Below are 12,473 nucleotides of genomic sequence, written 5' to 3'. Positions count from 1 at the left end.
GCCGGGGACCTGTCAGGCCCCTTCCTTCAGCACGCGCGAGATCAGCCTGCGCTGCTCCTCCGTCAGCCGCGGGTCGGACGCGTACACCGTCGTGTCGTCCACCGTGATCTGGTAGCTGAACCCGTCCGGCACCCCGATCGGCGGCGTGCCCCGGCCTGCGGCGACCGCCCGCTCGGCCAGGGCGTGCCACTCGGCGGCGTCGGGACGGCCCGAGGTGTCCACCTCGGCATGCCGCTCGATGCCCGCGAAACCGCCCGTGCGCCTCACCAGAATCCGCATGGCACCTGTCTAGTACGGAACTACGGGGTCCGCACCCCGACCCGTTCCCAGGCCTTCGACACGGCGTCCAGCTCCTCCCCGTCGCCGAAGCGCTCCCGGGCGGCCTTGACGGTGAGCGCGGCGAAGTCGGCGAACAGCGCCTGCTGCCCCAGCTCCCCGCCGGTCAGCACGTCGTACCAGATCTGCCCGGCGCGCTCCCAGGCGTGGCCGCCCAGGGCCGTGGCCGCCAGGTAGAAGGCGTGGTTGGGGATGCCGGAGTTGATGTGGACACCGCCGTTGTCCCGGCCGGTGCGCACGAAACCGTCCATCGTCGCGGGCTGCGGGTCCTTGCCGAGCACGTCGTCGTCGTACGCCGTGCCCGGTTCCTTCATCGAGCGCAGCGCCACCCCCGTCACCCGCGGGGCGAGCAGTCCCGCCCCGATCAGCCAGTCGGCCTCGGCCGCGGTCTGGCCGAGCGTGTACTGCTTGATCAGCGCGCCGAAGACGTCCGACAGGGACTCGTTGAGGGCGCCGGGCTGGCCGAAGTAGGTGAGGTTGGCGGTGTACTGCGTGACGCCGTGCGCGAGTTCGTGGCCGATCACGTCGATCGGGATGGTGAAGTCGAGGAAGACCTCCCCGTCCCCGTCGCCGAAGACCATCTGCTCGCCGTTCCAGAAGGCGTTGTTGTAGTCGCGCTCGTAGTGCACGGTCGCGGTCAGCGGCAGCCCGTCACCGTCGATCGAGTCCCGCCGGTACGCCTGCAGGAACAGCTCGAAGGTGGCGCCCAGACCGGCGTAGGCGCGGTTGACGGTGGCGTCCTTGCCGGGCTTGTCGCCCTCGCCGCGGACCTTGTGGCCGGGCAGGTCGGTGCCGTGGCGGGCGTCGTGGACGGTGCGCCGCGGCCTGCCGTCGGCGGCCGAGGGGACGGCCGGGGCGCCGAGGACGGTGGTGAGGCGGCGCTGGGTGCGCTCGTAGGCGTCGCGCTGCAGGGTGTGGCGGGCGGCGCGGGCGAGTGCGGGGTCCTCGGCCTGGGAGAGCCGGTCGAGGACGTGGGGCGGGACGATGGTGCAGAAGACGGGCTCGAAGCCCCCGTGAGTCGTCATGCCCGGCACCCTTGCACTGCGTGACAGGACTGTCACCGCCAGCCACCATGATTGGTGAAAAACCGGGACGCGGACCCTCACGCTCCGCGATGAAGTGGTATGGCGCACTTTTTGTCCCGTATGTGCGCCCGGTCCCGCATACTGATACGAACCCACGCGCAGGGAAGAGGCTCGGCTAGCATGCTGCGCATCATGCGTTTCGGGCTGCTTCTCCTTAGCTGCCGCGGCGAGGGCCTGTAGTCGAGGCCGACTCCCTCCCCGCGGAGCTTGGTGCTGCGTCGTCGGCCGTCCTTCCGGACACCCTCTGAGGAGCCCTAAGCATCATGGCGAACCGCCAGCAGCCCAGTTCCATGCCGATCCACAAGTACGGCCGCTACGAGCAGGTCGACATCCCGGACCGCACCTGGCCGGACCAGCGCATCACCACCGCCCCCCGCTGGCTCTCCACCGACCTGCGCGACGGCAACCAGGCCCTGATCGACCCCATGTCGCCCGCCCGCAAGCGCGCGATGTTCGACCTGCTGGTCAAGATGGGCTACAAGGAGATCGAGGTCGGCTTCCCCGCGTCGGGCCAGACGGACTTCGACTTCGTACGCTCCATCATCGAGGAGCCGGGTGCCATCCCCGACGACGTCACCATCTCGGTGCTGACCCAGGCCCGCGAGGACCTGATCGAGCGCACGGTGGAGTCGCTGAAGGGCGCCAGGCGCGCGACCGTCCACCTGTACAACGCCACCGCGCCGGTGTTCCGCCGGGTCGTCTTCCGCGGCTCCAAGGACGACATCAAGCAGATCGCCGTCGACGGCACCCGCCTGGTCATGGAGTACGCCGAGAAGCTGCTGGGCCCCGAGACCGAGTTCGGCTACCAGTACAGCCCGGAGATCTTCACCGACACCGAGCTGGACTTCGCGCTGGAGGTCTGCGAGGCGGTCATGGACGTCTGGCAGCCCGGCCCGGGCCGCGAGATCATCCTGAACCTGCCCGCCACCGTCGAGCGCTCCACGCCCTCCACGCACGCCGACCGCTTCGAGTGGATGGGCCGCAACCTCTCCCGCCGCGAGCACGTCTGCCTGTCGATCCACCCGCACAACGACCGCGGCACCGCCGTCGCCGCCGCCGAGCTGGCGCTGATGGCCGGCGCCGACCGCGTCGAGGGCTGCCTGTTCGGGCAGGGCGAGCGCACCGGCAACGTCGACCTGGTCACCCTGGGCATGAACCTCTTCTCCCAGGGCGTCGACCCGCAGATCGACTTCTCCGACATCGACGAGATCCGTCGCACGTGGGAGTACTGCAACCAGATGGAGGTCCACCCGCGCCACCCGTACGTGGGCGACCTGGTCTACACGTCCTTCTCCGGCTCCCACCAGGACGCCATCAAGAAGGGCTTCGACGCCATGGAGGCCGATGCGAAGGCCAAGGGCGTCACGGTCGACGACATCGAGTGGGCCGTGCCCTACCTGCCGATCGACCCCAAGGACGTCGGCCGCTCCTACGAGGCGGTCATCCGGGTCAACTCCCAGTCCGGCAAGGGCGGTATCGCCTACGTCCTGAAGAACGACCACAAGCTGGAACTGCCGCGCCGGATGCAGATCGAGTTCTCGCGGATCATCCAGGCGAAGACGGACGCCGAGGGCGGCGAGGTCACCCCGAAGGACATCTGGGCCGTCTTCCAGGACGAGTACCTGCCCAACCCGGAGAACCCGTGGGGCCGCATCCAGGTCAGGAACGGGCAGTCCACCACCGACCGGGACGGCGTCGACACGCTCACCGTCGAGGCCACGGTCGACGGTGAGGACACCGTGCTGAGCGGCACGGGCAACGGACCGATCTCCGCCTTCTTCGACGCGCTGCAGTCCGTGGGCATCGACGTACGCCTGCTGGACTACCAGGAGCACACGATGAGCGAGGGCGCCTCCGCGCAGGCCGCCTCCTACATCGAGTGCGCCATCGGCGACAAGGTCCTGTGGGGGATCGGAATCGACGCGAACACCACGCGGGCCTCGCTGAAGGCGGTCGTGTCGGCCGTCAACCGCGCGACTCGCTGACCAGTCGTAACGGGGATTCAGGGGCTTCGTCCGCCGGTGTCCGGCGGGCGGAGCCCCGTCGTATACCGGCCAATCCCTGTGAGAGTCACGGAAAGGTCTCCGCCGGGGTGCTGACTCCTCCTCGCGGATGTGGCTAACATCACGCAAGCGCGGCGACGTTGCCGTGCGGCGTGACGGAGGTGCGACGTGCTGCCAGGACGGGGACGAAACGGCCATGCCGCCAGGCTTTCTCGCCTCCTGGGCACCCGCACCGCGTGGACGGCCGCCGGTGACGGGGAGTTCTTCTGCCCCGGCTGCGGCGGCGACCGCAACTACCAGCGGCTGACGGGACAGCGCCGCTTCACCTTCCTCGGCCTGCCCGTGCTGCCGCGCGGCGAGACCGGCCCGGTCGTGGAGTGCGCCGCCTGCCGCCGCCACTTCGGCACGGACATCCTCGACCATCCGACCACCACCCGCTTCTCCGCGATGCTCCGCGACGCCGTGCACACGGTCGCCCTCGCCGTGCTGGCCGCGGGCGGCGCCGGATCCCGTACGGCCCTGGAGTCCGCCGTGCTCGCCGTGCGCGCGGCCGGCTTCGACGACTGCACGGAGGAGCAACTGGCCGCCCTCGTCGAGGCCCTGGAGGCGGACACCGGGCGGATCACCGGCGAACCCTGCGGCGCCGGGCTGGCCATAGAGCTCCACGAGGCCCTGGACCCGCTCGCCTCGCACCTCGCCACCGTGGGCCGCGAGTCGATCCTGCTCCAGGGCGCGCGCATCGCCCTCGCGGACGGGCCGTACACCCCGGCCGAACGGGACGTCCTCGCCACGGTCGGCGCGGCGCTCACCCTCTGCTCCGACGACGTGACCCGCCTGCTGGCGGCGGCCGCCCGCACGCCCTCCTAGCCGCCGCGCTGCCCCTGCGCCACGAGCCCGGACGCCCTCGGCGTCCGGGCTTTCCGCTGACCGGTGCGTGCGGCGTCGGGGATCCCCGGGCAGCGTCCCCGTCCGCCTGTCCGGCGCCCGCAGCCGTCACCCGATTCTGTGATGCGCATCACCATCGGATACCCCCGGGGGCATAAACGCGCCCCTGTTACGGTTGGGCTCTGACATACCCCCCCGGGTATTTTTCAGAAGGCAAGTGAGCAGGAGTCCCCGCATGGTTCCCGAGATCGACCAGCAGCGGTTCGCCGCGGCGCAGGCGGCAGGCGCCCTCGTCGTCGACGTCCGCAACGGCGGCGAGTACCGCGCCGGCCACGTCCCCGGCGCCCGCTCGGCACCGCTGCCCAACCTCCCCCTCGAGCTCGCCGGGCTGCCCAAGGACCGGCCGGTGCACGTCATCTGCCAGAGCGGCGGCCGCAGCGCGCAGGCGACCTCGCTGCTGCGCGGCCTGGGCTACGACGCCCACAGCGTCAGCGGCGGCACCGCCGCCTGGATCGAGGCCGGCCGTCCCGTGGCCACCGGCGACGAGCCCGGCGCCCCCGCGACCCCCGAGGAGACCCGATGATCACCGTCCTGCCCGTCGAGACCCCCGGCCTGGGCGACCGCACCTACCTCGCCCACGACGGCTCCGTGGCCCTGGTCGTCGACCCCCAGCGCGACTACGACCGCGTCACCGCGCTGGCCGACGCCGCCGGTGTGCGGATCACCCACGTCTTCGAGACGCACATCCACAACGACTACGTCACCGGCGGACTGGCCCTGGCCCGCGAAGTGGGCGCCCAGTACCTGGTGAACGCCGACGACGAGGTCTCCTACGAGCGGACCCCGGTCCGCGACGGCCAGGTGATCGAGGTCGGCGCCACCCTGCGGGTGCGGGCGATCCACACCCCCGGCCACACCCACACCCACCTGTCCTACGCGCTGGAGGCCGGCGGCGAGCAGATCGCGGTGTTCACCGGCGGCTCCCTGCTGTACGGCACCACCGGGCGGCCGGACCTGCTCGGCCCGGACCACACCGACACCCTGGTGCGGGCCCAGTGGCGCTCCGCCCACCGGCTGGCCGAGGAACTGCCGGACGAGACGGCCGTCTACCCCACCCACGGGTTCGGCTCGTTCTGCTCCGCCACCCAGGCCTCCGGTCTGTCCAGCACCATCGGCGAGGAGAAGCGCACCAACACCGCGCTGACCGCCGACGAGGAGGCCTACGTCCAGCAGCTCCTGGCCGGCCTGGACGCCTACCCGGCCTACTACGCCCACATGGGCCCGGCCAACTCCGCGGGGCCCGGCAAGCCGGACCTGTCCGCGCCGTCCGTGGCGGACCCGGCCGAGCTGCGGCGCAGGATCGAGGCCGGCGAGTGGGTGGTCGACCTGCGCGACCGCACCGCCTTCGCCGCCGGGCACCTGGCCGGCAGCCTCAACTTCGGCCTGGACGGCCAGTTCGTCACCTACCTGGGCTGGCTGATCCCGTGGGGCACCCCGGTCACCCTGCTCGGCGAGACCGCCGGCGACGTGGCCGAGGCCCAGCGCGAGCTGGTCCGCATCGGCATCGACCGCCCGGCCGCCATGGCCACCGGCGGACCCGAGGACTGGTCCGGCGGCGAGCCGCTGGCCGCCTACCGGCGCGCCACGTTCGGCGACCTCAAGAACGCCCTGGACGCCGGCGACGACCTGGTCGTCCTGGACGTGCGCCGCGACCAGGAGCGCGCCGAGGCGCACATCCCCGGCTCGGTGCACATCCCCGTCCACGAGGTGCCGGGCCGCCTCGGCGAGATCCCCCCGGGCCGCGTCTGGGTGCACTGCGCCGGCGGCTACCGCGCCGGGGTCGTCGCCGCGCTGCTCGACGCCCGCGGCCGTGACGTCGTCGCCGTCGACGACAGCTTCGACAGCGCCCGCGACCTGGGGCTGTGCCCCCTGCCCACCGACCTTCCCGCACCCCGCGACCCCCGACAGGAGACCCACGCGTGACCACCCCCACCACCCCCCGCAGCCTGACCGCCGACGCGCTGCGCGCCCAGCTCGACTCGCCCCGGCCGCCGCGGCTGCTCGACGTCCGCTCGCCCGCCGAGTTCGAGGGAGCGCACATCCCCGGCTCCTACAACGTCCCGCTGGACACCCTGCGCGAGCACCGCGAGGAGCTGACGAAGCACCTGGACACCGACGTGGTGCTGGTGTGCCGCTCCGGCCAGCGCGCCGGCCAGGCCGAACGCGCCCTCGCCGAGGCCGGGCTCCCGGGCCTGGCGGTCCTGGCGGGCGGCATGACCGCCTGGGAGAAGTCCGGCGCCCCCACCAACTACGGCCAGGAGCGCTGGGACATGGAGCGCCAGGTCCGCCTGGCCGCCGGCTCCCTGGTGCTGCTCGGCGCGCTCGGCAGCTTCCTCGTCCCCGGTCTGCAGGCCCTGGCGGCGTTCGTCGGCGGGGGACTGGCCTTCGCCGCGATCAGCAACACCTGCGCCATGGGCGTCCTGCTGTCGAAGATGCCGTGGAACCGCACGCGGTCCTACGACCCGGGCCGGGCCATCGCGCAGCTCGCCGACGGCAGGTGAGCGCCATGACGCTGACGCTCGCCCTGGTCCTCGTCCTCGCGCTGCTGGTCGGTGTCTCCCTCGGGCTGCTCGGCGGAGGCGGGTCGATCCTCACCGTGCCGCTGCTGGTCTACGTCGCCGGCATGGACGCCAAGGTGGCCATCGCCACCTCCCTGTTCGTCGTCGGCGTCACCTCCGCCGTGGGCCTGATCGGTCACGCCCGCGGCGGGCGGGTCCGCTGGCGCACGGGCGTGCTGTTCGGAGCGGCCGGCATGGCCGGCGCCTACACCGGCGGACTGATCGGCGGCCACATCCCCGACGTGGTCCTGCTGATCGCCTTCGCGGTCATGATGATCGTCACCGCCGCCGCCATGCTCCGCGGGCGCCGCGCCGCCGACCCCGACGGCGCCCACCGGCAGCTCCCGGTGGGCCGGGTCCTGCTGGACGGCGCGGCCGTCGGCCTGGCCACCGGCCTGGTCGGCGCGGGCGGCGGCTTCCTCGTCGTCCCCGCCCTGGCCCTGCTGGGCGGACTGCCCATGCCGGTGGCGGTCGGCACCTCCTTGCTGGTCATCGCCATGAAGTCCGCCGCGGGCTTCGCCGGCTACCTCTCCAGCGTCCAGATCGACTGGGGACTGACCCTGGCCGTCACCGGCTTCGCGGTCGTCGGCAGCCTCGCCGGGGCGCGGCTGGCCGGGCGGGTCCCCGCGCACGTGCTCTCGCGCCTCTTCGCGTGGTTCGTCCTGGCCATGGGCGCCTTCGTGCTGCTTCAGCAGGCCCCCGCCGAGATCGGCGTCCCGGTCCTGGCGGCCCTCGCCTCGCTGGGCGTCGGAGCGGGCGTCTGCTACGGCTTCGTCGCGCGCTGTCCGCTGCGACGCGCCGTGCACCGGACCTGACGTCCCCGCCCCGGCACGCCCCGCCCCGGCACGCCCCGGTACACGACTGCCCCGGCACACCGCACTCCCGGTGTGCCGGGGCAGTGGTGTGCCCGGACCGCCGGCCGCACAGCGGCGGAATGCTCCGGACCACCCCGCTGTTAAGTACCCCAGGGGGTATCAAAAGCCAGCACTCCCGTGCAACGGAAGGAACCGTCACATGAGCACCGTCGACCTCACCGCAGCCGACTTCGAGAAGACCGTCACCGACAACGACATCGTCCTCGTCGACTTCTGGGCCTCCTGGTGCGGGCCGTGCCGGATGTTCGCCCCCGTCTACGAGAAGGCCTCCGCGGCGCACACGGACATCGTCTTCGGCAAGGTCGACACCGAGGCCGAGCAGGCCCTGGCCGCCGCGGCGGACATCACCTCGATCCCGACCCTGATGGCCTTCCGCGAGGGCGTCCTGGTCTTCTCCCAGCCCGGCGCCCTGCCGCCGCAGGCCCTGGAGCAGCTGATCACCGCCGTCCGCGGGCTCGACATGGACGAGGTCCGCGCCTCCCTCGCCGCCCAGAGCCCCAGCCAGTGACCGCGGCCGGTCCCGGCCGGCCCCGTGAGAGGAACACCCCATGGTCCAGCTCCCCGCCGACCAGGTGCGGTCGGCCGCCAACCGGCTCAAGCGCGCCCAGGGCCAGCTCGCCGGCGTCGTGCGCATGCTCGAGGAAGGACGCGACTGCGAGGACGTCGTCACCCAGCTCGCCGCGGTCAACCGCGCGCTGGACCGGGCCGGCTTCGCCATCGTCGCCAGCGGTCTCAAGGAGTGCCTGACCCAGGAGGGCGGCGCCGACAGCCTCGACACCAAGAAGATGGAGAAGCTCTTCCTCTCCCTCTCCTAGGTCTCCTCGTCCCCGTCCGGGATCCCTCAACGGGTGATCCAGCGGGCGGCGAGCAGCCCCGAGGCGGCGGTGAGCGCGGCGGCGGCGACGACCGTGGCGTTCAGGCCGAGGGCGTCCGCGAGGACGCCCGCGACCAGCGCGCCGGCGGCGTAGCCGATGTCCCGCCAGAACCGGTACGTGCCCAGCGCGCCTGCCCGCCAGGCCGGGTGGGCGTGGTCGGAGACGGACGCGATGAGCGCCGGGTAGACCATGGCGGTGCCCAGGCCGAGCGCGACGGCGGACAGGACGCCGGCGAGCAGCGGCCGGTCGAGCAGGGCCAGGGCGAGGACGAACCCCGCGGCCTGGACCAGCATGCCGTGGACGATGAGGGGTTTGCGGCCGATGCGGTCGGCGAGATGGCCGGTGGGGATCTGCCCCAGGCCCCACAGGATGGGGTACAGGCCTTTGATCAGGCCGACGGCGGCGAGTCCCAGGCCGTGGTCGGTGAACAGCAGCGGGAACACGCCCCAGGTGAGGCCGTCGTTGAGGTTGTTGACCAGTCCGGCCTGGCTTGCGCCGCGCAGCGAGCGGTTGTGCCAGGAGGTGCGGGCGAACGTCGCCTTGAGGCCGGTGTCCTCGTCGGTGGGCAAGGGCTCGGCGTGATGGGCGAGTTCGAGCGCGACATGGGCGGCGGTGTCCCGGACGACCAGCGCCAGGGCGAGCCCCGCGGCGACGAAGACCACGCCGATCAGCTCGGGCACCGGACGCAGGCCGTAGGCGGTGGCGAGGTAGCCGGTGAGCAGGGCGGTGACCCCGACCGCGGTGTACCCGGCGGCCTCGTTCAGGCCGGTGGCCAGGCCCCGGCGGGCCGGGCCGACGAGGTCGATCTTCATGTTGACGGTCATCGACCAGGTCAGACCCTGGTTCAGGCCGAGCAGCACGTTCGCCGCGACGATCCAGCCCCACGAGGGTGCCCAGGCCAGGGCGAACGGCACGGGCACGCCGATCAGCCAGCCCGCCACCAGCAGCCGCTTGCGCCGGAACCGGGCGGTGAGCGCCCCGGCGGCGAGGTTGGTCAGCGCCTTGGTGAGGCCGAAGGCGATGATGAAGGAGAACACCGCCAGGTCACTGGTCAGGCCGAACGTCTCCGTGCCGATGAGCGGGACCGTGGTGCGCTCCAGACCGACCAGGCCGCCGACGCAGACGTTGACGACGACCAGCAGGGTGAACTGCAGCCGGTTCTCCCGCAGTCCCAGCCGGACGGGCCGCCCGGCGGCATCCGCCGCCCCGGCGGAGGTGGAGGCACGGTTCACGACAGGGTGTCCCTCCGTGCTCCGCGCAAGGCCTGTGTCCCGTCGGCGGCCGTCGTCGCGCGCGGGACGAGGTGATCGTCCGCGAAGCCGATGGCGTCGTCCGCGAAGCCCATGGCGTCCTCCAGGATCTCGGGAACGAGGTGTGTGGTCAGGCCCTCACTTCTCGTCTACGATAATCCATGGATTTATGGAGGATCTGTTGCCGGAGCACACGAAGAGCACCGCGAAGGTGCGTCTGTACGACGCGTTCGCCGCCAGCGGCAAGGCCCTGGCCAGCGGAAAGCGGCTCGAGCTGCTGGATCTGCTGGCCCAGGGCGAGCGCACCGTCGACGCGCTGGCGAAGGCGGCCGGGCTGAACCTGACCACCGCCTCGGCGCATCTGCAGGTCCTCAAGCAGGCCGGTTTTGTGGCCACCCGCCGTGAGGGCGTGCGCGTCCACTACCGCCTCGCCGGTGACGACGTGGCCCGGCTGTTCGCGCTGCTGCGCAAGGTCGCCGAAGCCCACCAGCCGACGGTCCCGGCCGCCCGTGACGCCTATCTCGGCGGGGACGTCGCGGTCGAGGCCGGCCGCGAGGAGCCGGGGGCGACCTCGACCGCGGTCGGCCGCGAGGAGCTGCGGGCGCGGATCGCCGCCGGGGACGTCGTCGTGCTCGACGTGCGGCCGGAGGAGGAGTACCGGGCCGGGCACATCCCCGGCGCGCTCTCCATCCCGGTGCAGGAGCTGGCCGCGCGGATCGACGAGTTGCCGAAGGACATGGAGATCGTCGTCTACTGCCGCGGCGAGTACTGCGTGCTGGCCCACGACGCGGTGCGGCTGCTGTCCGGCCGCGGCCGCCGGGCCGTCCGTCTCGACGACGGCATGCTGGAGTGGCGCCTGGCGGAGCTGCCCGTCGACGCCTCGGACCTGACGTGACGGGCCCGGGCGACGGCCTGCCCCCGCACCCGGGACCGGCGGGCGGGCCGGTGCGCGTCGGCCGCGACACCCCCGTCACCGCCACCGCACCCGACCCGGTCGCCGCCCAGGCCCGGATCGTGCGTGTCCTGGTGGTCTCCCAGGTGCTCAGCGGGGCGGGCCTCGCCGCCGGGGTCACCGTCGGCGCCCTCCTGGCCCAGGACATGCTCGGCTCGACCAGCCTCGCCGGGCTGCCCAGCGCCCTGTTCACCGCCGGATCCGCCCTCGCCGCCGTCGCCGTCGGCCGGGTCTCCCAGGCCCGGGGCCGCCGGCCCGGTCTCGCCGCGGGCTACCTCGCGGGGGCCGTCGGATCGGCAGGTGTCATCGCCGCCGCCGCGCTCGGCAACGCGGTGCTGCTGTTCCTCGCCCTGTTCGTCTACGGCGCCGGCACCGCGACCAACCTCCAGGCCCGCTACGCCGGAGCCGACCTCGCCGCGCCGGGTCACCGGGCCCGGGCCGTCTCCACCGTCCTGGTCGCCACCACCCTCGGCGGCGTGGCCGGTCCCAACCTCGCAGCCCCCACCGGGAGAGCCGCCGAGACGCTCGGCCTGCCGCACCTCGCCGGGCCGTTCCTCCTCTCCGGCGTGGCCTACGCCCTGGCCGCCCTCGTCCTCGCCCTCTGGCTGCGGCCCGACCCGCTCCTGCTGGCCCGCGGCCTCGCGGCCGAGGAGGCCAGGACCGCCGCCGGCGGGGGCGCGGAGGCGCAGGAAGGGCGCGGGGGCGTCGTCCTCGGCGCGCTGGTCATGGTCCTCACCCAGCTCGTCATGGTCGCGATCATGACGATGACCCCGGTCCACATGCACGACCACGGCCACGGCACCGCCGCCTCCGGCCTCGTCATCGCCGTCCACATCGGCGCGATGTACCTGCCCTCCCCGCTGACCGGCCGGCTCGTCGACGGCTACGGCCGCATGACGATGGCCGCCGCCTCCGGAGTCACCCTCCTGGCCGCCGGCGTCCTCGCCGCCGCGGCTCCCGGCGACTCCGTCGTGCTGCTCGCGCTCGCACTCGCGCTGCTGGGACTGGGCTGGAACTTCGGCCTCGTCGCGGGCACCGCGATCATCACCGACACCGTCCCGCTCGCCACCCGCGCCAAGACGCAGGGCCTGGTCGACGTCTCGATCGCGGTCGCCGGTGCCACCGGCGGCATGGCCTCCGGCCTCGTGGTCGCGGCCACCGGTTACCCCGTCCTCGCCCTCGCCGGCGGGGCCCTCTCCCTCGCCCTCCTGCCCGCCGTCGCCGCCACGGCCCACCGCCGGTGACCGCCCCCTCCTCCGGAACCCCGGCACCGGACCTCACCGTCGACGGCACCGGCCTGCTCCGCGTCACGCTCCTGCTCAGGCTGCGCGCGGAGATCACCGGCGCACCGCCGGGCACCGTCGTGCACGTCGTCGCCACCGACCCCGCCGCACCGCTCGACCCGCCCGCCTGGTGCCACCTGACCGGACACCACCACCTCGGACCCGTCCCCGGCGCCGGACGGCCGGTGCACGCCCTGCGGCTCGCCCCCGGCGCCCGCGCCACCCGGCCCGGCGCGCCCTGGCACCGGGACGGCGGCTGACCCGGCGCCCGCCCGCCCGGCACCCGAAGCCGGTCGCCCCGCCGCGCCCGG

At 73.3% G+C, this 12,473-nt stretch carries 14 protein-coding genes; 11 read left to right on the top strand and 3 right to left on the bottom strand.

From position 1 onward, the window contains the following. Positions 1-12: 12 nt before the first annotated feature. Entirely contained in the window at positions 13-279 is a 267-nt protein-coding gene (locus ABZY20_RS17340) for a protealysin inhibitor emfourin (RefSeq protein WP_356442383.1), read from the bottom strand. 20 nt (positions 280-299) lie between these two features. Next, positions 300-1,361, bottom strand: coding sequence for a M4 family metallopeptidase (locus ABZY20_RS17335; protein ID WP_356442382.1), 1,062 nt, complete (start codon positions 1,359-1,361; stop codon positions 300-302). A gap of 323 nt (positions 1,362-1,684) precedes the next feature. On the opposite strand from ABZY20_RS17335, the gene leuA reads away from it, so the two are divergent. The 8 genes from leuA (at position 1,685) to ABZY20_RS17295 (ending at position 8,617) form a co-directional block, all read left to right on the top strand. Next, on the top strand, positions 1,685-3,406 hold the full coding sequence (gene leuA / locus ABZY20_RS17330) for a 2-isopropylmalate synthase (RefSeq protein WP_356442381.1): 1,722 nt from the start codon (positions 1,685-1,687) through the stop codon (positions 3,404-3,406). Between the two features lie 186 nt (positions 3,407-3,592). Then, complete coding sequence (locus ABZY20_RS17325; protein ID WP_356442380.1) at positions 3,593-4,291, top strand: TerB family tellurite resistance protein; 699 nt, start codon at positions 3,593-3,595, stop codon at positions 4,289-4,291. A gap of 253 nt (positions 4,292-4,544) precedes the next feature. Then, on the top strand, positions 4,545-4,892 hold the full coding sequence (locus ABZY20_RS17320; RefSeq protein ID WP_356442379.1) for a rhodanese-like domain-containing protein: 348 nt from the start codon (positions 4,545-4,547) through the stop codon (positions 4,890-4,892). After that, entirely contained in the window at positions 4,889-6,292 is a 1,404-nt protein-coding gene (locus ABZY20_RS17315; RefSeq protein WP_356442378.1) for an MBL fold metallo-hydrolase, read from the top strand. Before ABZY20_RS17320 ends, ABZY20_RS17315 begins: the two co-directional genes overlap by 4 nt. Further along, positions 6,289-6,870, top strand: a complete 582-nt coding sequence (locus tag ABZY20_RS17310) for a rhodanese-like domain-containing protein (RefSeq protein WP_356442377.1) — start codon at positions 6,289-6,291, stop codon at positions 6,868-6,870. The genes ABZY20_RS17315 and ABZY20_RS17310 overlap by 4 nt, the downstream gene beginning before the upstream one ends. 5 nt (positions 6,871-6,875) lie before the next feature. Further along, on the top strand, positions 6,876-7,742 hold the full coding sequence (locus ABZY20_RS17305) for a sulfite exporter TauE/SafE family protein (RefSeq protein WP_356442376.1): 867 nt from the start codon (positions 6,876-6,878) through the stop codon (positions 7,740-7,742). Between the two features lie 199 nt (positions 7,743-7,941). Further along, positions 7,942-8,310: a thioredoxin gene (trxA, locus tag ABZY20_RS17300; protein WP_356442375.1), complete on the top strand. Its 369-nt coding sequence runs from the start codon at positions 7,942-7,944 to the stop codon at positions 8,308-8,310. Between the two features lie 40 nt (positions 8,311-8,350). Beyond that, positions 8,351-8,617: a metal-sensitive transcriptional regulator gene (locus tag ABZY20_RS17295; RefSeq protein WP_356442374.1), complete on the top strand. Its 267-nt coding sequence runs from the start codon at positions 8,351-8,353 to the stop codon at positions 8,615-8,617. Positions 8,618-8,643: 26 nt separating this feature from the next. Here ABZY20_RS17295 and ABZY20_RS17290 read toward each other — a convergent pair whose 3' ends face one another. Beyond that, positions 8,644-9,909, bottom strand: coding sequence for an MFS transporter (locus ABZY20_RS17290; RefSeq protein ID WP_356442373.1), 1,266 nt, complete (start codon positions 9,907-9,909; stop codon positions 8,644-8,646). A 199-nt stretch (positions 9,910-10,108) separates the two neighbouring features. Between ABZY20_RS17290 and ABZY20_RS17285 the strand changes: the two genes are divergently transcribed. The 3 genes from ABZY20_RS17285 to ABZY20_RS17275 are packed head-to-tail and all read left to right on the top strand — an operon-like array spanning position 10,109 to position 12,422. Then, positions 10,109-10,822 (top strand): metalloregulator ArsR/SmtB family transcription factor, encoded by a 714-nt coding sequence (locus ABZY20_RS17285; RefSeq protein ID WP_356442372.1) that lies wholly within the window; start codon positions 10,109-10,111, stop codon positions 10,820-10,822. A 50-nt stretch (positions 10,823-10,872) separates the two neighbouring features. Then, positions 10,873-12,123 (top strand): MFS transporter, encoded by a 1,251-nt coding sequence (locus ABZY20_RS17280; protein WP_356442549.1) that lies wholly within the window; start codon positions 10,873-10,875, stop codon positions 12,121-12,123. Further along, complete coding sequence (locus ABZY20_RS17275) at positions 12,120-12,422, top strand: sulfurtransferase TusA family protein (RefSeq protein ID WP_356442371.1); 303 nt, start codon at positions 12,120-12,122, stop codon at positions 12,420-12,422. Before ABZY20_RS17280 ends, ABZY20_RS17275 begins: the two co-directional genes overlap by 4 nt. Positions 12,423-12,473: the final 51 nt, after the last annotated feature.

This window comes from Streptomyces sp. NPDC006624 (assembly GCF_040611555.1).
Taxonomy (GTDB): domain Bacteria; phylum Actinomycetota; class Actinomycetes; order Streptomycetales; family Streptomycetaceae; genus Streptomyces.
This window is presented reverse-complemented; position numbering and strand designations above follow the sequence as displayed.

What these genes read in the sequence shown, in the direction of transcription:
- ABZY20_RS17340 (WP_356442383.1), bottom strand. Translation starts at nt 279, where the DNA reads ATGCGGATTCTGGTGAGGCGCACGGGCGGTTTCGCGGGCATCGAGCGG.
- leuA (WP_356442381.1), top strand. Translation starts at nt 1,685, where the DNA reads ATGGCGAACCGCCAGCAGCCCAGTTCCATGCCGATCCACAAGTACGGC.
- ABZY20_RS17335 (WP_356442382.1), bottom strand. Translation starts at nt 1,361, where the DNA reads ATGACGACTCACGGGGGCTTCGAGCCCGTCTTCTGCACCATCGTCCCG.
- ABZY20_RS17305 (WP_356442376.1), top strand. Translation starts at nt 6,876, where the DNA reads ATGACGCTGACGCTCGCCCTGGTCCTCGTCCTCGCGCTGCTGGTCGGT.
- ABZY20_RS17320 (WP_356442379.1), top strand. Translation starts at nt 4,545, where the DNA reads ATGGTTCCCGAGATCGACCAGCAGCGGTTCGCCGCGGCGCAGGCGGCA.
- ABZY20_RS17315 (WP_356442378.1), top strand. Translation starts at nt 4,889, where the DNA reads ATGATCACCGTCCTGCCCGTCGAGACCCCCGGCCTGGGCGACCGCACC.
- trxA (WP_356442375.1), top strand. Translation starts at nt 7,942, where the DNA reads ATGAGCACCGTCGACCTCACCGCAGCCGACTTCGAGAAGACCGTCACC.
- ABZY20_RS17295 (WP_356442374.1), top strand. Translation starts at nt 8,351, where the DNA reads ATGGTCCAGCTCCCCGCCGACCAGGTGCGGTCGGCCGCCAACCGGCTC.